The organism is Cellulomonas sp. FA1 (assembly GCF_000986825.1).
Taxonomy (GTDB): domain Bacteria; phylum Actinomycetota; class Actinomycetes; order Actinomycetales; family Cellulomonadaceae; genus Cellulomonas; species Cellulomonas iranensis.
In genome coordinates this window covers 401,856-419,910 of the sequence record NZ_LBMY01000001.1, presented here as the reverse complement: position 1 = coordinate 419,910, position 18,055 = coordinate 401,856, and the positions used below count along the sequence as shown (strand labels likewise).

The window sequence follows — 18,055 nt, the reverse complement described above, 5'->3', positions numbered from 1 at the left end:
GCCGTGAGGTCTCAGGCCGCGGCCCTGAGCGCGGCCCCGCGGCACGCCGCGAGCGCGTCGGTCTCGGCCGCGAGCGGCGCAAGCACGAGCCGCTCCGCGACGTCGGCGACGGCCGCGCGCAGGCGCCGCGCGGCCGCCCCCGCGCGCCGTCGGGCACCGAGGCGCGCGCCGATCGACCCGAGCAGCGCGAGCAGCACCCCGCCGACCAGACCGCCCAGCAGCAGCGCGGTCGGGGCAGGCAGCGGACCCCACACGGGCGTGACCGGCTCCGGCAGCCGCAGGTAGGCCAGCAGCGCGAGCCCGCCCAGCCACAGCGCGCCCGCGACCGCCGCGGCGAGCAGCAGCGCCTGCAGCGCGCCCACGGCACGCCACCAGCGGGCCGGTGCGGGCGGCAGCAGCGGCGTGCGCGCCACCGCGTGGTCGAGCGCGTCCGGCAGCGCCGCCACGTCGACGCGGGCGCGCGCCGCGAGCACCCACGCGTCCGGCGCGCCCGCCAGCGCCGCGTCGACGTGGTCCCGCACCGCCGTCGCGGCGGCGGCCCGCTGCGCGGCGCCCGCGGGCGGCAGCGACGTGCGGGACACCTCCGCCTCGGCCGCAGGCCGCGGTCCCAGGTGCAGGCGCCGCAGCGGGTCCGGACGCAGCCGCGCGAGCCACCGCACGGGCGGCCAGCCGATGTGGGCGCCTGCCCTGCGGACCGCGGAGCGCCGCACGGCGTCGACCACGGTGGGGACCCCGGCGGCGGCCGCGAGCGCGTCGACCAGGCCGTCCGCGACGACCGCGCGGGGTCGCCGCGACGCGGTGGTTCCGCACGCGTCGGCGACCTCCCGGGCCGCGGCGCGCAGGTCCGCGCCGAACCGCCGGGTCGTCGACTCCCGACGCTCGGCCGCGACCCGCACGAGATCACGCAACGCGTCCACGCCGTCACCCGTGCGCGCCGAGGCCGCGAGCACGCGCGCCCGCGGCAGACCGTCCGCCGCCGCGAGGCGCGCCAGGTCGGCGAGCACCGCGTCCCGCTCCGCCGGGCCCAGGCGGTCGGCCTGGTTGAGGACCAGCACCACGACGTCGTCGCGGCCCGCCAACCCGCGCAGGTAGCCCTCGTGCAGCGCGGCGTCGGCGTACTTCTGCGGGTCGACGACCCACACCAGCAGGTCCGCCCGCGCGACCAGCCGGTCCGCGCGCTCGCGGTGCTCGACGACCACCGAGTCGTGGTCGGGCAGGTCGAGCAGCACGAGCCCCGCGGGCAGGCCCGGCCCCGCCGCGACCGCGTGCCGCCGCGCGACCTCGAGCCAGTCGAGCAGCGGGCCGGGGTCGCCCCCGCCCGGCGGCGACCCGACCACGACGGCGGACGGGTGCGACGTCGTCGGTCGGCGCACGCCCGTGCCGGCGAGGTCGGCGCCCGCGAGCGCGTTGAGCAGGCTCGACTTCCCCGAGCCCGTCGCACCCGCAAGCGCGACGACCGTGTGCTCGGCCGACAGGCCCGCGCGCTCGCGCACGCGCGTCAGCAGCGCGCGCGGTGCGTCCGTGACGGTCGACGGCAGCCGGTCGCCCGCGGCGTCGAGGGCGGCGGCGAGCGCGTCCGCGCGCTGCGCGAGGGTCGGGCTCACGCGTCGCCCCGGGGCGTGCCGTCGGACGCGTCGCCGTCGGCGGCGTCGCGGGTCGGGGCGTCGCGCGTCTCGCGCCCGCGGGTGCCGTCGCCGCGAGCCGCGTCGCGCTCGCTCGTGCGACCACCGAGCAGGCGGCGCCAGAAGCCCGCACGCGGTGCGACGTCCGCGGCCACGGCCTCGGTCCGTCGTCCCCCGACCTGGGCACCGCCGCGCGACGGCACGGCGACGGCCGACCCCGCCCCACGCAACGTGCCGCCACCGGTCGCCGGCGCCCCCGCGCCGGGCGCCCGTGCCGCTCGCTCGTCGCGCGCGGCGCGCTCGACCGCCCGCGTGGCGGTGCGCACCGTCGCACCGGACGCGTCACGCGTGCCGAGCGCGTCGAGCTGCGCGGTGTACCGCTCGGCCTCGGCCCGCAGCAGCGCGTCCACGCGCACGTCCAGCCGCTCGCGCGCGAGCGCCGTGAGCCGTCGCACCGCGTCGTCGCCGAACACGGCCTCGAGCAGCTTCTGCGCGACCACGGCCGTACCGCCGGCGATCCCGACCTCGACGCCCGTCAGACCGCCCGTGGACGCGAACGCGAGCACCATGAGGCTCACGCCCGCCGCGTTGACGCCGAACGACAGGTAGCGGGCCGTGCCGCGCCGTTGCGCGCCCTGCTCCCGGACCAGGTCGAGCACGTCGGCCTGCCAGCCGCGGACCTCGGCGTCGACCTGCGCGCGCAGCGTCGCGGACGCGCGCGACAGGTCGAGGTCCGGCAGCAGCGCGGCACCCGCCGCGTCCCCGCGCCACGCGGCGTGCGCGCGCACCGCTGCCGCGTCGGCGGCGTCGAGGACGACGGCGCCGAGCCCGTGCGCGATGGCCTGCTCGACGCGTGGCGCCGGGGCGGGGCGGCCGCGCAGCACGCGCGCGAGGGCGTCGCGTGCGCGGCCCACGCCGTGCTCGACGGAGCGCAGCAGGTCACCCGTGCCGACGAGCTCCTGCCAGCGGTCGAGCACCTCGCCGCGCAGCATCGCCCCGTCGGAGGTGGCGGCGCGCACCTGCGCGGCCGCGTCGTCGTACGCGCCCGCGACGGCGGCGCGCAGCCGTGCGTCGGTCGCCGCCTGCCGGTCGGCCTCGTCGGCGAGCGCGTCGGCGCGTCGCACGAGGTCGTCGACGACGCCGTCGCGCGTCGCGGTCGCGACGCGGTCGCGCGCGTCGGCGTCCGCACCCAGGTCGGTGAGCCACCGCGCGACCGGGGCGACCGCGGTCTCGGGCAGCAGACCGTCGGGGGTGACCGACTCCGGGACGGCGAACAGGGGCGCCGCGGCGAGGTCGTGCTCGTCCATGAGGCGACGCAGGTCGTCGACGACCTCGTCCGTGCCGGGGTCGAGGCGGGAGACGACGAGCGCGACCTGCGCGTGGCGCTGCGCCGCGCGGTGCAGCAGGTCCCACGGCACGGCGTCGGCGTAGCGCGCACCGGTGGTGACGAACAGCCAGAGGTCCGCCGCGTCGAGCAGCTGCACGGCGAGCCGACGGTTCTCGGCGTCCACCGAGTCGACGTCCGGCGCGTCGAGCAGCGCGAGGCCGCGGGGCAGGGCGGCCGACGCCACGAGCCGGAGGGCACGCCCGCCGGCGTCCCGTGCGTCGTCGACGGCTCCCGCGCCCGTGTGCGCGGTCACGCGGGCAAGCCCGGGCAGGACGCGGTCGGTCGAGAACCACCGCGCGTCGAGCGAGTGGTGCACGAGGACGGGCGCGCGCGTCGTGGGACGCAGGACGCCCGGTGCGGAGACCGGCTCCCCGAGGAGCGAGTTCACCAGCGTGGACTTGCCTGCGCCGGTCGAGCCGCCCACGACGACGAGCAGGGGTGCGTCCTGCGCCCGCAGTCGCGGCAGGAGGTAGTCGTCGAGCTGCGCGAGGACCGCGGCGCGCTCGGCGCGCGCGGCGTCGACTCCCGGTGCGTCGAGCGCGAGGACGAGCGCACCGAGCCGGGTGCGCAGCGTCTCGAGCGCGGCGACGAGCGCCGCCGCCCCGGTCGGCGGCGCGTCGGCGGGCGCGGCGCGCCCCGGGCCGCTGACCTCGGGCTCCGTCATGGCGTCAGTCTGCCCGAGGGCGCGACGCGCGGCCCGGTGACGCCGCAGGGCCCGGACGCACGTGCCGTCCGGGCCCTGCGGTCGGTGGACGAGCGGTCACGGCGGCGCCGCGTGCGGCGTCCCCGCGACCGCCCGGCCCGCGGTCAGTCGCGGCGCAGCTTGCGGTACGTCACGCGGTGCGGACGTGCCGCGTCGGCGCCGAGGCGCTGCACCTTGTTCTCCTCGTAGGAGGCGAAGTTGCCCTCGAACCAGTACCAGCTGGCCGGGTTCTCCTCGGTGCCCTCGTAGGCGAGGATGTGCGTCGCCACACGGTCGAGGAACCACCGGTCGTGCGACACGACCACGGCGCAGCCGGGGAACTCGAGCAGCGCGTTCTCGAGCGAGCCGAGCGTCTCGACGTCGAGGTCGTTGGTGGGCTCGTCGAGCAGCAGGAGGTTGCCGCCCTGCTTGAGGGTGAGCGCGAGGTTGAGGCGGTTGCGCTCACCGCCGGACAGCACGCCCGCGGGCTTCTGCTGGTCCGGGCCCTTGAAGCCGAACGACGCGACGTACGCGCGCGACGGGATCTCGACGTTGCCGACCTTGAGGAAGTCGAGCCCGTCCGAGACGACCTCGAACAGCGTCTTCTTGGGGTCGATGCCGCCGCGCGACTGGTCGACGTACGAGATCTTGACGGTCTCGCCGATCTTCAGGTCGCCCGCGTCGAGCGGCTCGAGGCCGACGATCGTCTTGAACAGCGTCGTCTTGCCGACGCCGTTGGGGCCGATGACGCCGACGATGCCGTTGCGCGGCAGCGTGAAGCTCAGCCCGTCGATGAGCTGACGCCCGTCGAAGCCCTTCTGCAGGTCGGTCGCCTCGAGGACGACGTTGCCCAGTCGCGGGCCCGGCGGGATCTGGATCTCCTCGAAGTCCAGCTTCCGCGTCCGCTCGGCCTCGGCCGCCATCTCCTCGTACCGCGCGAGACGCGACTTCGACTTGGTCTGGCGCCCCTTGGCGTTCGACCGCACCCACTCCAGCTCCTCCTTGAGGCGCTTGGCGAGCTTGGCGTCCTTCTTGCCCTGGACCTGCAGGCGCTCCTGCTTCTTCTCCAGGTACGTCGAGTAGTTGCCCTCGTACGGGTAGAGGCGGCCGCGGTCGACCTCGCAGATCCACTCCGCGACGTGGTCGAGGAAGTACCGGTCGTGCGTGACCGCGAGGATCGCGCCCGGGTACTGCTGCAGGTGCTGCTCGAGCCACAGCACCGACTCGGCGTCGAGGTGGTTGGTGGGCTCGTCGAGCAGCAGCAGGTCGGGCTTCTCGAGCAGGAGCTTGCACAGCGCGACGCGGCGGCGCTCACCACCGGACAGCACGCTCACGTCGGCGTCGGCAGGCGGGCAGCGCAGCGCGTCCATCGCCTGCTCGAGCTGGGCGTCGAGGTCCCACGCGTCGGCCGCGTCGATGGCCTCCTGGAGCTGGCCCATCTCGGCGAGCAGCGCGTCGAAGTCCGCGTCCGGCTCGGCCATCAGCGCCGAGATCTCGTTGTAGCGGTCGAGCTTGCCCTTGATCTCGGCGACGCCCTCCTCGACGTTGCCGAGGACCGTCTTCTCCTCGTTCAGCGGCGGCTCCTGCTGCAGGATGCCGACCGTGTAGCCGGGCGACAGCCGGGCCTCGCCGTTCGACGGCTGGTCGAGGCCCGCCATGATCTTGAGGATCGTCGACTTGCCCGCACCGTTCGGGCCGACGACGCCGATCTTGGCGCCGGGCAGGAAGTTGAGGGAGACGTCGTCGAGGATGACCTTGTCGCCGTGCGCCTTGCGCGCCTTGTACATGCTGTAGATGAACTCAGCCACTGGGTGCTCGTCCGCTCCTGGTGAGTCGTGGTGGCGCCGCGGGCCGGGACGCGCGCGCACCCGCGTGCACGAGGTGCACGGACGTCGGGGTGCGCGGGCGCCGGCCGGCGGCGCCGGATGCCGATCCACCAGCCTAGGCGATCAGGCGCGTCCGGCCAGCGCCGGCACGGCGCGCGTCTCGTCGGGCGCCGCGTCGTCGATCCCCACGAGGTCGTCGGCCATGTCCGCCGCCTCGTCCGGCTCGTCGGAGGCCGTCGGCTCCGCCGCCGCGGCCCACGGGTCGTCGGCCAGCACGGCGGGCCGCTCGCCCAGGGCCGTGACGTCGGCCGCGCCCGGCTCGTCGTCGCGCCGCCGGCCGCCGCCCAGGGAGCGCCGGAACTGCGCCGTGCCGAACGTGAGGTCGTGCCCCACGGACAGCGCCTCGAGCACGAGCTCGGAGCGCGACGCACCGTCCTGCGCGACCCACTCGGACTGCGCCAGCCGCCCCACGACGACCACGGGGTCGCCCTTACGCAGCGACGCCGCGAGGTTCGTGGCCGCCGTGCGCCAGGCCTTCACCGTGAACCACAGCGTCGGGCCGTCGCGGAAGCCGCCGTTCTCGCGGTCGACCACCCGGCGGGTCGACGCGAGCCGGAACTGCGCGTACGGCACGCCGCCGAGCCCGTCGAGGTGGTAGCTGCGCAGGTCGGACCCGACCCACCCGACGACCGTCACGTCCTGCGTGTGCGTTCCCATGCCTGTCCCCTGTCCGCGAGGCCCCGGGGATCCGGGGCGTGTGCGGCCATCGTGGCCGCGCACGGCGGTGCGCCACGCGTCACGGGGACCGCGCCGCGGACGCCGTCGCACGTGACGGGACCGTGGTCGGCTGGGTGACGACGCGGGGTCGTCGAGGCGTCACCCGGCGGGGGCGACCGGCCGTGCGCTCAGTCGCCGGCGCCCGCGCGCTGCGCGAGCTCGCGCACCTGGCGGTGCTCCGCGAGGACGTCCTGCGTGGGGGCCAGCAGCCGCACCCGCGCGACCGACTCGAGCGCCGAGCGTCCGTCCGCCACGACCCGCGCGCCACGCCGCACCGCCGCACGTCGCCGCACGAGCGACGACGCGACCAGCAGCACGAGGGCGGCGGCCACCGCGGCGCCGACCAGGACGCCCGTGGGCACCCACGGCACCGCGGCGCCGGCACCGTCCGCGACCAGCAGGCCCGCGAGGACGAGCGCACCGAGCGCCGCCACGGCGGCGACCCCGAGCAGCGCGTCGGCCGCGCGCGAGCGCCGCACCGCGAGCGGCACGTGCGCGAGCGCGTCCGTGACCGCCAGCCGCAGCTCGGCCGTCGTCGCGACCCGCTCGCGCAGGTCCGCCGACCACCGCGACGGCAGACCCTGCGTGATGCCGGACAGCCACGACGCGCGCGCCAGGCCGACACCGTCGGCGTGCACGTCACCCAGCCCGGGGGCACGCGTCGCACCGCCGCGCACCGCCGCGGCGACGGCCGCGCCCACGGCCGCCAGACCGGCGGCCGACGCCAGCCGGTCCACGACCACGCCGAGCGCGAGCGCACCCGGCGCGGGGTCCCGCGCCGCGACCTGCGAGCGCACGAGCCGCGCCGCGTCAGCCACCTCGGCGTCCGCGTGCACGGCGGCGCCGGACCGCTGCGCGACCGCCGCGGCGAGCACGTCGCGCAGCTCCGCGACGCCCTCGCCCGTGACGGTCGACACCTCGTGCACGCGCACGTCGGGCAGACCGTCCTCGACGAGCAGGCGCCGCACGTCGGCCACGAGGTCGCCACGCACGTCCGCGGGCACCGTGTCGACCTGGTTGAGCACCACCAGCATCGACGCGTCCCGGCCGGTCATGCGCCGCAGGTAGCCCGAGTGCAGCGCGTCGTCGGCGTACTTCTGCGGGTCGACGACCCACACGAGCAGGTCGACCTGCGGCAGCACGCGGTCGACGACGTCGCGGTGCTCGGGCGCGATCGAGTCGTGGTCCGGCAGGTCGAGCAGCACCAGGCCGCGCAGCGACGCCTCGCGGTCGCCGTCGAGCAGGCTCTCGCGCTCGATGCGGTGCTCGTCGTCGACGCCGATCCAGTCGAGCAGGTCGTCGCCGTCACCGCCCCACACGCAGGCCGTGACGCGCGACGTCGTCGGTCGGCGCACGCCCACGTCGGCGAACCGCAGCCCGCTCACCGCGTTGAAGAGGCTCGACTTGCCCGAGCCCGTGCCGCCCGCGAGCGCGACGACCGTGTGGTCGACGCCCAGCGCGAGGCGCTCCCGGACGCGCTCGACGGTCGCCTCGACCCGCTCGACGACCTCGGGGTCGAGCCGGTCGCCACCCGCCGCGAGCGCGCCGCCGAGCGCGACGACGCGCTCCTCGAGCTCCGCGGTGACGGCGCCCCGGACGGCGCCGGCCGGTGCGCCGCCCGGGGCCGGCGCGTCCTCCGCCGGCACGGGACGCGCTGCGGTCCGCGACGCGTCGCCGGGCACGGTCGGCACCGTGGTCGTGGTCGGGTCGTCGCTCACGTCAGCCCCTTGAGGACGGCGAGGCGCAGCCGCAGCCGCGACGACGCGTCGGCGGCGAGGTCCTGGTCGTCGAGCGCGGCGTCCGCCGCCGCGCGCTCGACGTCGACCTGCGCGCGGGCGCGCCGCACGAGGTCCTCGCGCAGCGTCGCGACGAGCGTGTCGCCGGCCTCGCCGAGGAGCGTGCGGGCGACCTCGGCGGCGTCGTCGACGCCCGCCGCGGCCGCGAGCGCGAGCGCCGCCAGCCCGTCCTCGCCGACGGCCCGGGCGACCTGCTCGCGACGCCGCGCGTCGCCCGTGCCCGCCGCGAGCGTGCTGCGCACGGCGCGCGCCCCCTCGCCCACCCACGCGCGGGCGGCCCGTTCGGCCGCCGCCGCGCGGGTGCCGTCGTGCGCGGGCCACCGCGCCAGGACGGACGCCGCCCCGGCGGGCGCCGCGGGGCCCGTGAGCGCGTGACGCAGGGTCTCCTCGCCGCGCTGCCCGATCGCCGTCAGCACCGCGGTCGCCGACTCGGTGAGGTCGGCCAGCATCGGGGCCGCGGCGGCGGACCGTGCCCGCCCGGCGCGCGCGGAGCCCCGCACGCGGCCCGAGCGGCCGACGAGCCGCGCGAACGGGGCCCGTGCGGCGCGCAGCTCGGCCCACCGGGCGCGCACCGCGCCGTCGGCGACGGCGCCCGCACCGACCGTGTCCGCCGCGGCGTCCGACGGCTCCGCGGTCGCGGCGTCGAGCACCTCGGCGATGCGCGCGGCGGCGTCCACCTGGTCCTGCACGGCCTCGGCGAGCTCGTCGACCCACGGGCGCAGCGCGTCGAGGGCCCCGCGCAGCGTGCGCGCGACGACCGTGCGGGCACGGTCCGGGCCGGCCAGCATCGTGAGCCACCGCAGCACGGGTGCGACCGTGCTGGGCACGAGGGGCCCGGCGTGGGGACCCACGTCGGGGATGACGAACAGCGGCGAGCCGGCCAGGCCGTGCACGCGCAGCCGGTCCAGCAGGTCGCCGCGCACGGTCGGCAGCGACGCGGCCGGCACCCGGTTGAGGACCATCGCGACCGACGTCGAGCGCTCCACGGCGGCCTCGAGGACCTGCCACGGCAGCGCGTCGCCGTACCGCGCCGCGGTCGTGACGAAGAGCCACAGGTCGGCCGCCTCGAGCAGCCGGTGCGCGGTGTCGCGGTTGGAGTCGAGCACCGAGTCGAGGTCGGGCGCGTCGAGGATCGCGATGCCGCGCGGCACGGTGTCGACCGCGACCGCCTCGACCTCCGCGAGCACCGGGTGGTGCGACAGCAGGTCCGTGTCCAGCGGGTGGTGCACCAGCACGGGCTGGCGCGTCGTGGGGCGCAGCACGCCCGCCGCGGTCACCTCCTGGCCGACCAGCGAGTTGACCAGCGTCGACTTGCCGGCGCCGGTCGACCCGGCGACGACCACGACCGCCGGGGCGGACAGCTCCGTCAGACGCGGCACGAGGTGCTCGTCGAGCTGGTCGACGAGCCGTGCACGGGACCCGCGCGCGGCGTCGACGCCCGGGATCTCCAGCGGGAACGCGGTCGCGTCGACGTCGCGGCGCAGGTCGCGCACCGCGTCCAGCAGCGACGTCTGCGCGAGCGGGCGCGCGAGCATCTCGACGGCCGCCGGGGACGCGGCCCAGCCCGGCGAGGAGGGCGCGACGCGGCCCGACGCGGGCGCGGGCGCCCGCGCAGGCTCGGTCCCGGGCTGCGCACTCACGGCACCATTGTCGGTGCCACATCTGACCAGGCCAAACGCGGCACGCGGGTGACACGCCACGGACTCGTCACACCCGCGGGGGCCGAGGCGCGCGCCGCGACCTCACGACGGCCGCCGCGAGCCCCACCACTAGGCTGGGGAGCACCAGCCCCCGTAGCTCAATGGATAGAGCAACGGCCTTCTAATCCGTCGGTTGCAGGTTCGAGTCCTGCCGGGGGCGCCGTGGTCGCCGCGGGCCGTCACCCGACCGCGCGGGCGACCTCGTACCCGTCCTGCACGTGCACGACCTCGAACGTCGCGTCGGGGTGCAGCAGCCGCGCGACCTGCAGGACGTCGCCCCACTCCTGGGGCGTGCCGCCGCCGACGCGGTCGATGACGAGGTAGTCGGGCACGGGGTTGCGGTTGCCGAGGTAGTACACGTCGGTGCGGTCGACGAGGTACGACATGAGGCCGACGTCGGTCTCGACGACCACCCCGTCGGGCACCGCCGCGAGCGTCGCCCGGGCGGCGTCGGCGCGCGGCGCCGCGAAGTGCAGGCCGGGGTTCGTCAGCTGCCACAGCGGCCACTGCGGCAGCAGCACGAGCGTCGCCGTGAGCCCGACCGCCGGCGCGTACCGCGCGTACCGGCGCAGCCACCCCACCCGGCCGCGGCGGGCGCGGTCGATCCCGTCGAGCATCGCGAGGTACGCGATCGGCATGAGCACGGCGCTGTAGTGCCAGGTCGGCGCCCAGTAGCCGGGCTCGGCGGACAGGAAGCGCCACGCGAGCGTCGGGCCGGCGACCAGCACGAACGGCGACCGCAGCGCGATCCCGCCCGTCACGACCACCAGCAGCCAGAGCGTGTACGCCTTGGCGGGCGCGTACAGCGCGAGCGGGTCCGACAGGGCCGCCAGCACGTCGAGCCGCGACCCGTAGGCCCACTCGCCGGCGGGGTTGAGCGCGGGCAGCACGACGCGCGTCGCGAGCACGAACGCGCCGACGCCCCACGCCGACAGCCACAGGTACGCCGCGCGCCGCGCGCGCCAGGCGACCAGCAGGCCCAGCACGGCCGTCGTCAGTCCCAGGTCCTCCTTGACCAGCACGAGCAGCGCACCGGCGACGACGGCCGTGCGCCACCGCTCGCGCAGCACGGCGGCGAGCGCGACGGCCAGCAGCGGCACCGCGAACGCGATCTCGTGGAACTGCGCCTCGACCGCGTACTGCAGCCCCCAGCTCAGCCCGAAGGCGAGCCCGACGAGCCCGCCGACGACCCGCCCGAGCAGCGGCACCGCGGCGCGCGTGACGACCGCGGCCGCGACCCCGAGCAGGACGTTCTGCACGACCAGCAGGGTGAGCGCCGACGGGAACGCGGCGTACACGGGCCCCAGCAGCACCAGCAGCGGGTGGAAGTGGTCGCCCAGCAGGTGGTAGTCGGGTCCCTTGACGTGGACGACGGGCGCCTCGAGGTGGGCGTAGCGGGCCGCGAGCTGCGTGAAGATCCCCAGGTCCCAGGACTTCACGACGAACGCGTCCCACTGCGCGAGCGAGTACACGGTGCACAGCGCGGCGACGAAGGCGCCGACGGCGGTCGGCAGCCCCCACGCCGGAGCGAGGGTCCGCACCCGGCGGGCGAGAGCGACGGCCGTACGGCGCCGCGGTGCCGGCGGGCCGGGCGCGGTGTCGACCGGTGGCGCGCCGACCGGCGCGGGGTCGGACGGTGCGGGGTCGGGTCGCGCCGGCACGTCACCTCTCCCTCGCGCACCGGGCGGGCGGACGCCCGCCGCCGGTCGGCCGCATCCTTCCACGACGCCCCGACCGTGCGGGAAATGCCTCGCCACCGCGGGGCCGCGCCTGGTGCAGTAGGGGCACCCATCCACCACGAGGACACCCCCGACCGGGGTGCGCCCCGGCATGCCCGCAGGAGCACACCATGCATCCCCTGACCGTCTACGACACCGCGCTCGACGAGCACCACGAGCGGCTGCGCCGCACCGCTCTCGCCGACGCCCGCACGCGCCGCACCGGCCTGCGCGGCCGCACCGCCCGGTCCGCCGACGGCGCGCGTCGCGCACGTCGCACCGTCGGCGCACCGGCTCGCCGGACCGCGCCCGTCGCGACCGCTCCGATGGCACGATGACCGCGTGCCCACGCCCGCCCGCCGCCTCCCCGCAGCGGGCGGGCGTCGTTCGTGATGGGACGGCACGCCGGCCGTGACGCGGCCCCTCGATCTCCCTGGGCACGACGGCTCGCGGACGGCGCGCTCCGCTGGGCCGGGCACCTCGTGCTCGGCGCCCTCGCCGGCGGGGTCACGTCCTGCGCGACGCTCTGGGCCGGCACGTCCGCCGCGTCCGCCCGCCTGACGGGACTCGGCACCGCCGCCGTGGTCACCGCCGCCGCCGCGCTCGCGCGCACCGTGCCGGCCCCGCCGCCCGCCGCAGCACCGCGCACGACCCCCGGGACGCACCGCCCCGACCCGTCCGACGCCGCCTGAGCGCCGCGGGTCCTAGGCTTGCTCACGTGAGCAGCACCGACGACGACGTGACGAGCCCCGCCCCCGCCTCCCCCACCACGACGGGAGGAGGGCACGCCAGCTCCGACCGCATCGTGTGGGTCGACTGCGAGATGACCGGCCTCGACCTCGTGCACGACGCGCTCGTCGAGGTGGCCGCCGTGGTCACGGACTCCGAGCTCACCGTGCTCGGCGAGGGCGTCGACGTCATCGTCAAGCCGCCGCCCGGCGCGCTCGAGCAGATGGGCGACTTCGTGCGGACCATGCACACCACGTCGGGCCTGCTGCCCGAGCTCGAGCACGGCGTGACGCTCGAGGAGGCGCAGGCGCAGGTGCTCGAGTACGTGCGCGCGTGGGTGCCCGACCCGGGCAAGGCCCCGCTCGCCGGCAACTCGGTGGGCACCGACAAGGCCTTCCTCGACCGCGACATGCCCGACCTCGTCGGGCACCTGCACTACCGGATCGTCGACGTGTCGTCGATCAAGGAGCTCGCGCGCCGGTGGTACCCCCGCGTGTACTTCGCGGCGCCGGAGAAGAAGGGCGGCCACCGCGCGCTGGCCGACATCCTCGAGAGCATCGACGAGCTGCGCTACTACCGCGCGGCGCTCCTGCCCGCGCAGCCCGGCCCCGACTCGGCGCAGGCCCGCAAGGTCGCGGCCGAGGTCGTCGCGACGTCCGTCAAGCGGGGCGTGCTGCCGGGCGCCTGAGCCCGCGCCCGACCCCGGGTACGCCGAAGGGCGCCGGTCCTCGGACCGGCGCCCTTCGTGCTGGGGTGGCTAACGGGACTTGAACCCGCGACCCCCTGGACCACAACCAGGTGCTCTACCTACTGAGCTATAGCCACCACGGTGCCCACCGGACCGGGCTCGCGAGCGAGCCGGACAACGGGACCGGACCCGTCGCGCGCGGCGGGCCGACGACGAGTGTAGCGGGTGCGAGCGCCCACGCCGTCATCCGATCCCGCGCGCGGGGCGGCGAGGCGGTGCGGCGCGCGTCACAGCCGCCGCGCGACCGCCTCAGCGAACCGCTCCGCGGCACCCGGCGAGTGCTCGAAGAACAACGACGGCTCGGCGAGCTCGACCTCGAGGACGACGGGCGCGTCCTCGTCGTCGGGGATGAGGTCGACGCGCGTGTACAGCAGCGGCGCCCGGTCCGGGAACACGCGCGCGAGCTCCGCGACGACCCGGTCGCCGACCTCGCGCTCCTCGGGCGTGGCCTCGCGCGCGGCCATGACCTCCTCGCGGAACAGCACGCCCTCCTGGTCCCCCGCGCGGTACGGCCCCTCGAGCAGCGGGCCCTTGCGGACGGAGTGGCTGAACTCGCCGTCGACGTAGACCAGCGCGGTCTCGCCCTGCGTGTCGACCTTCGTGAGGTAGCGCTGCAGCATGACCCGCCGGCCGACCGCGAGGAGGTTCTTCGCGTGCGTGATCGCGAGCGACCGCGACGGCGTGACACCCGCGTCGTACCGGCCGGTGTCGCGCGAGCCCGCGCTGACCGTCGGCTTGATGACGAAGTCGCCGAACGCCGGGAACCGCGTGTGGATCGCCCGGGCGTCGAGGTTGCGCTCGGGGTCGAGCCAGATCGTCGGGACGATCGGGATGCCCCGCTGCTCGAGGTCGCGCAGGTAGGTCTTGTCGATGTTCCACGTCACGACGTCGGCCGGGTTGAGCAGCGTCGAGGTCCGCTCGACGCGCCGCGTCCAGTCCGAGAACTGCGTCGGCCGGTCGGTGTAGTCCCACGTGGAGCGGATCAGCACGTGCGGGTACGCCGCCCAGTCCACGGTCGGGTCGTCCCACACCACGACGTCCGTCGCGACGCCGCGGTCGGCGAGCGCGGCGCGCAGCGGCAGGTCGTCGGGGTCGAGGTCGGGCAGCTCGGCGCAGGTGGCGAGGGCGAGACGTGCGGTGGGTTCGCTCACGTCAGGCACCTTACCCACGGCGTGTGACGCACGTGCTCCCGTCGTGTGACCGCCGGGCGACGTGCACACCGGCCGCCACGAGCGCCGAGCGCGCCTCAGGCGGTGCGGTCCGCCGGCTCGGGGTCCTGCGCCGTCAGGCGGCGCAGCGCGCGCACCACGGTCGCGGCGCTCGCACGCCCGACGGTGCGACCGTCGTCGTCGACGACGGGCAGAGCGCCGTCCGGCGCGGCCCCGGTCGTCTCGGTGAGCGCGGAGACGAGGTCGCCGAGCTCGCTGCCGAGGCGGACCGGTGCGCCCGCGGCGACGGGCGCGTCGGCGACGTCGTCGAGGTCGGACCGCTCGAGGCGCCCGAGGGCGAGGAGCCGCGCGGTGCGGCCGCGGCCGACGAGGTCGGCCACCGCGGGCGACGCGGGCCGCGCGACGACCTCGAGCGGCGACGCGAGCTGCTCGACGTGCGCGCCGCGGCTGAGCACGACGACCCTGTCCGCCATGCGGACGGCCTCGTCGATGTCGTGCGTGACCATCATCACGGTCGTGCCGAGGTCACGCTGCAGCCGGATGAACTCGTGCTGGAGGCGTGCACGCCCCACGGGGTCGACCGCGCCGAACGGCTCGTCCATGAGCAGCACGGGCGGGTCGGTCGCGAGCGCACGCGCGACGCCGACGCGCTGGCGCTCGCCGCCCGACAGCTCGTGCGGCCAGCGCGCCGCGTACCGCGCGGGATCGAGCCCCACGAGCGTGAGCAGCTCGTCGACGCGCTCGCGCGTGCGCCGCCGGTCCCACCCCAGGAGCCCGGGCACCGTCGCGACGTTCTGCGCGACGGTGCGGTGCGGGAACAGCCCGACGTTCTGGATGACGTAGCCGATGCGGCGGCGCAGCGCGACGGGGTCGACGTCGGTGACGTCCTCGTCGCCCAGCAGGATGCGGCCCCCCGACGGCTCGACGAGGCGGTTCGCCATGCGCAGCGTCGTCGACTTGCCGCAGCCCGACGGGCCGACCAGCACCAGCAGCTCGCCGCGCCGCACGGACAGCGAGAGGTCGTCGACGGCCACGGCGCCCGCGTACTCCTTGCGGACGGCGTCGAACCGGATGGCCACGTCGGTGCTCACGGCACGTGACGCTAGCGGGCCGCTCCGACAGCCGCGCGGCGGCACCGCCCGCGGACGCCCGGCGGCGACCGCCGTCGGGGCCGGCCCGTGCCCGCCCGCGGTGCGCTCGGCGCGCGGGTGTGGGTGGGGCTCGCTAGGTTCCCACCCATGCACGCCGGACCGGTCGCCGCGGCCGCCAACCCGTGGTTCTCGTGGGACTACCTCGAGCGCAACGGGGGCGACGTGCTGCGCTACACGCAGCAGCACGCGACCCTCACGCTCCAGGCCGTGCTCATCGCGCTGCTCGTCGCGCTGCCCCTCGCGGCGCTCGCGCACGTGCGACCCCGCCTCGCGGGCCCGGTGCTCGCGGGTACGGGCGTGCTGTACACGGTGCCCTCGCTCGCGCTGTTCGCGGTGCTCGCGCCGTACACGGGCATCGGGCGCACCACGGTGCTCATCGGGCTCGTCCTCTACGCCCTGCTCGTGCTCGTGCGCAACGTGCTGGTCGGGCTCCAGGGCGTCGACCCCGCGGTGCGGGACGCCGCGCGCGGCATGGGCTACGGACGGTGGCGCCTGCTGCTGGGCGTCGAGCTGCCGCAAGCCGTCCCGGCGATCGTCACCGGGCTGCGGCTCGCGACCGTGAGCACCGTCGCGCTGGTGACCGTGGGCGTCGTCGTCGGGTACGGCGGGCTCGGTCAGCTGATGTTCCGCGGGTTCCGCAGCAACTACCACGCCGAGGTGATGACGGCCACGGTGCTGTGCCTCGTCCTCGCGCTCGTCGCGGACCTGCTGCTCGCGCTCGTCGGGCGCCTGCTCACGCCGTGGCGCCGCTCGTCGGCCCGGCGCCGCGGCGGGCCGACGAGCGACGCCGCCGGCCGCCTCGACGGCGCCGGACCGCAGGAGGAGGCCGCGTGGACATCCTGAGCGAGGCCTTCCGCTGGCTCAACGACCCCCTCAACTGGACCGGGCGCCGCGGCGTGCTCGAGCTGGCGAGCGCGCACCTGCTCGTCTCCGCCGCCGCGGTCGGGCTCGCGCTGCTCGTCGCGCTGCCCGCCGGCCTGTGGCTCGGGCACCGCCGGCGTGGCGCGACGGTCGGCGTCGTCGTGGCCAACACGACGCGCGCGCTGCCCACCCTCGCGCTGCTGACGCTGCTCGCCGCGAGCGGCTGGTTCGGCAACGTCGCCACCGCGATCGCGTGCGCCGTGTTCGCGGTGCCGCCGATCCTCGCCAACGCGGTGACTGGCGTGGGCGGCGTGGACGACGACGTGCGCGACGCCGCGCGGGGCCTGGGCATGTCGGGCGCGCGCGTGCTGTGGAGCGTGGAGATGCCGCTCGCGACGCCCCTGATCGCGGCTGGGATCCGCACGGGAGCCGTGCAGGTGCTCGCCACCGTGCCGCTCGCGGCCCTCGTCGGCGGCACCAGCCTGGGCACGATCGTCGTGACCGGCTTCGCGACGCAGCGCTACGGGCAGGCGCTCGCGGGCGGCATCCTCGTGGCCGGGCTCTGCCTCGCCGTCGAGGGGCTGCTCGCGCTCGCCGAGCGCGGCGTCGCGCCGCGCGGCCTGCGCGCGCTGGACCGCGCCGCGGCGGCCGACTCCCGCGCCGCCGCCCGCACCTCCGCGCCCCGGCGGCGCCGCGCTCCGGTTGCCGCGCCCCCGGCCACCGGATCGAATGGTGCCGCGTCGAACGGTGCGGCACCCGCGCCATGACCACCCCACCGGACCGGGTCCCCGCACCCGGCCGACCACCGCACGGGCCATCCCCTGCGGTCGCACCGCCACGACAGGAGAACCCCATGCGCATCAGCCAGCGCACCCGCACGCTCGGCGTCCTCGCCGTCGCGACCCTCGCGCTCGGCGCGTGCGGCACGCCCGGATCGGGCGGCGGCCAGGCGGCCAGCCAGCCCACCAGCAGCTCCGGCCTCGCCACCTGCGAGCCCGTCGCGGGCGAGAGCCTCGTCGTGCTGAAGGACGACAAGGGCCTGCAGAACGCCGACAACGTCATCCCGGCCGTCAACGCGCAGGTCGCGGCCGACCACCCGCAGGTCCTCGAGCTGCTCGACAAGGTCTCGGCGTCGATGGACACCGACGGGCTCATCGCCCTGAACAAGGCCGTCGACGTGGACCGCCGCACGTCGAGCGAGGTCGCGACCGAGTACGTCGCCGACAACGGGCTCGCCGCGACCGACACGTCCGTGGGCACGGGCACGAGCCTCACGGTCGGTGCCGCGAACTTCTCCGAGAGCATCACGCTCGCCGAGATCTACGCGGCCGTGCTGCGCAGCGCCGGGTTCGACGCGCAGGCGCAGACCATCGGCGCGCGCGAGACGTACCTGCCCGCGCTGCAGTCCGGCGAGCTCGCGGTCGTGCCCGAGTACGCCGCGACGCTCGCGACGTTCCTCAACGGCCAGGTCAACGGCGCCGACGCGCCGTCGGTCGCGTCGAGCGACGTCGACGAGACGGTCGCCGCGCTCACGCCGCTCGCCGAGCAGAGCGGGCTCGTCGTCGGCGAGGCGTCCGCCGCGCAGGACCAGAACGCGTTCGCCGTCACGGCCGAGTTCGCGCAGGAGCACGACCTCACGACCCTGTCCGACCTCGCGGCGGCGTGCGGCGGCATCGTCCTCGCGGGCCCGCCCGAGTGCCCCGAGCGCCCGTTCTGCCAGATCGGCCTCGAGGACACCTACGGCCTCGAGATCGGCGAGTTCAAGTCGTTCGACTTCGCCCTCATCGGCCAGGCCGTGCGGCAGGGCGACGCGACGCTCGGGCTCGTGACCTCGTCGGACGGGTCGCTCGCGTCGGACGCCTGACACCGAGCACGCCCGACGGCGCGGC

General features: G+C 76.7%; 15 protein-coding genes and 2 tRNA genes. 7 read left to right on the top strand and 10 right to left on the bottom strand.

The genetic code is table 11. The features are described 5' to 3' along the window. Window positions 1–11: 11 nt before the first annotated feature. The 6 genes from GY42_RS01835 to GY42_RS01810 all read right to left on the bottom strand — a co-directional run bounded on the left by GY42_RS01835 (window position 12) and on the right by GY42_RS01810 (window position 9,730). Complete coding sequence (locus tag GY42_RS01835; RefSeq protein ID WP_046528015.1) at window positions 12–1,604, bottom strand: GTPase family protein; 1,593 nt, start codon at window positions 1,602–1,604, stop codon at window positions 12–14. Next, entirely contained in the window at window positions 1,601–3,673 is a 2,073-nt protein-coding gene (locus GY42_RS01830) for a dynamin family protein (protein WP_082131321.1), read from the bottom strand. Before GY42_RS01830 ends, GY42_RS01835 begins: the two co-directional genes overlap by 4 nt. Window positions 3,674–3,816: 143 nt before the next feature. After that, window positions 3,817–5,499, bottom strand: a complete 1,683-nt coding sequence (gene ettA, locus GY42_RS01825) for an energy-dependent translational throttle protein EttA (protein WP_046528014.1) — start codon at window positions 5,497–5,499, stop codon at window positions 3,817–3,819. A gap of 141 nt (window positions 5,500–5,640) precedes the next feature. Continuing rightward, window positions 5,641–6,234, bottom strand: coding sequence for a single-stranded DNA-binding protein (locus GY42_RS18010; protein WP_052748168.1), 594 nt, complete (start codon window positions 6,232–6,234; stop codon window positions 5,641–5,643). 188 nt (window positions 6,235–6,422) lie between these two features. Further along, window positions 6,423–8,012, bottom strand: coding sequence for a GTPase (locus GY42_RS01815; RefSeq protein ID WP_046528013.1), 1,590 nt, complete (start codon window positions 8,010–8,012; stop codon window positions 6,423–6,425). Continuing rightward, entirely contained in the window at window positions 8,009–9,730 is a 1,722-nt protein-coding gene (locus GY42_RS01810; RefSeq protein ID WP_052748167.1) for a dynamin family protein, read from the bottom strand. Before GY42_RS01810 ends, GY42_RS01815 begins: the two co-directional genes overlap by 4 nt. Before the next feature lie 147 nt (window positions 9,731–9,877). Between GY42_RS01810 and GY42_RS01805 the strand changes: the two genes are divergently transcribed. Further along, window positions 9,878–9,950 (top strand) — tRNA-Arg (locus tag GY42_RS01805). Between the two features lie 19 nt (window positions 9,951–9,969). On the opposite strand, the gene GY42_RS01800 is transcribed toward GY42_RS01805, so the two are convergent. Continuing rightward, entirely contained in the window at window positions 9,970–11,451 is a 1,482-nt protein-coding gene (locus GY42_RS01800; protein ID WP_052748166.1) for a DUF2079 domain-containing protein, read from the bottom strand. Between the two features lie 188 nt (window positions 11,452–11,639). Between GY42_RS01800 and GY42_RS01795 the strand changes: the two genes are divergently transcribed. Genes GY42_RS01795 through orn form a run of 3 tightly spaced genes read left to right on the top strand, consistent with a single transcriptional unit; the run spans window position 11,640 to window position 12,925 of the window. Then, a complete protein-coding gene (locus GY42_RS01795; RefSeq protein WP_046528012.1) occupies window positions 11,640–11,846 on the top strand; it encodes a hypothetical protein in 207 nt (68 codons plus the stop codon). A gap of 54 nt (window positions 11,847–11,900) precedes the next feature. Continuing rightward, a complete protein-coding gene (locus GY42_RS01790) occupies window positions 11,901–12,200 on the top strand; it encodes a hypothetical protein (RefSeq protein WP_152667202.1) in 300 nt (99 codons plus the stop codon). A 47-nt stretch (window positions 12,201–12,247) separates the two neighbouring features. Continuing rightward, complete coding sequence (orn, locus tag GY42_RS01785) at window positions 12,248–12,925, top strand: oligoribonuclease (protein WP_255430542.1); 678 nt, start codon at window positions 12,248–12,250, stop codon at window positions 12,923–12,925. Window positions 12,926–12,986: 61 nt separating this feature from the next. Here the strand turns inward: orn and GY42_RS01780 are convergent. The 3 genes from GY42_RS01780 to GY42_RS01770 form a co-directional block, all read right to left on the bottom strand. After that, a tRNA-His gene (locus GY42_RS01780) sits at window positions 12,987–13,062 on the bottom strand. Between the two features lie 150 nt (window positions 13,063–13,212). After that, window positions 13,213–14,136 carry an ATP-grasp domain-containing protein gene (locus tag GY42_RS01775; protein WP_046528009.1) on the bottom strand — a complete coding sequence of 308 codons (924 nt, stop codon included), beginning with the start codon at window positions 14,134–14,136 and terminating at the stop codon, window positions 13,213–13,215. Window positions 14,137–14,231: 95 nt separating this feature from the next. Further along, window positions 14,232–15,245, bottom strand: coding sequence for an ABC transporter ATP-binding protein (locus GY42_RS01770; RefSeq protein ID WP_046528008.1), 1,014 nt, complete (start codon window positions 15,243–15,245; stop codon window positions 14,232–14,234). A gap of 147 nt (window positions 15,246–15,392) precedes the next feature. On the opposite strand from GY42_RS01770, the gene GY42_RS01765 reads away from it, so the two are divergent. From GY42_RS01765 to GY42_RS01755, 3 genes are all read left to right on the top strand, one after another. Beyond that, window positions 15,393–16,148 carry an ABC transporter permease gene (locus GY42_RS01765; RefSeq protein ID WP_046528007.1) on the top strand — a complete coding sequence of 252 codons (756 nt, stop codon included), beginning with the start codon at window positions 15,393–15,395 and terminating at the stop codon, window positions 16,146–16,148. After that, a complete protein-coding gene (locus GY42_RS01760; protein ID WP_046528006.1) occupies window positions 16,136–16,933 on the top strand; it encodes an ABC transporter permease in 798 nt (265 codons plus the stop codon). The genes GY42_RS01765 and GY42_RS01760 overlap by 13 nt, the downstream gene beginning before the upstream one ends. A gap of 86 nt (window positions 16,934–17,019) precedes the next feature. Continuing rightward, complete coding sequence (locus GY42_RS01755; protein WP_046528005.1) at window positions 17,020–18,030, top strand: glycine betaine ABC transporter substrate-binding protein; 1,011 nt, start codon at window positions 17,020–17,022, stop codon at window positions 18,028–18,030. Window positions 18,031–18,055: the final 25 nt, after the last annotated feature.

What these genes read in the sequence shown, in the direction of transcription:
- GY42_RS18010 (WP_052748168.1), bottom strand. Translation starts at nt 6,234, where the DNA reads ATGGGAACGCACACGCAGGACGTGACGGTCGTCGGGTGGGTCGGGTCC.
- GY42_RS01765 (WP_046528007.1), top strand. Translation starts at nt 15,393, where the DNA reads ATGCACGCCGGACCGGTCGCCGCGGCCGCCAACCCGTGGTTCTCGTGG.
- GY42_RS01790 (WP_152667202.1), top strand. Translation starts at nt 11,901, where the DNA reads ATGGGACGGCACGCCGGCCGTGACGCGGCCCCTCGATCTCCCTGGGCA.
- GY42_RS01755 (WP_046528005.1), top strand. Translation starts at nt 17,020, where the DNA reads ATGCGCATCAGCCAGCGCACCCGCACGCTCGGCGTCCTCGCCGTCGCG.
- GY42_RS01795 (WP_046528012.1), top strand. Translation starts at nt 11,640, where the DNA reads ATGCATCCCCTGACCGTCTACGACACCGCGCTCGACGAGCACCACGAG.
- GY42_RS01830 (WP_082131321.1), bottom strand. Translation starts at nt 3,673, where the DNA reads ATGACGGAGCCCGAGGTCAGCGGCCCGGGGCGCGCCGCGCCCGCCGAC.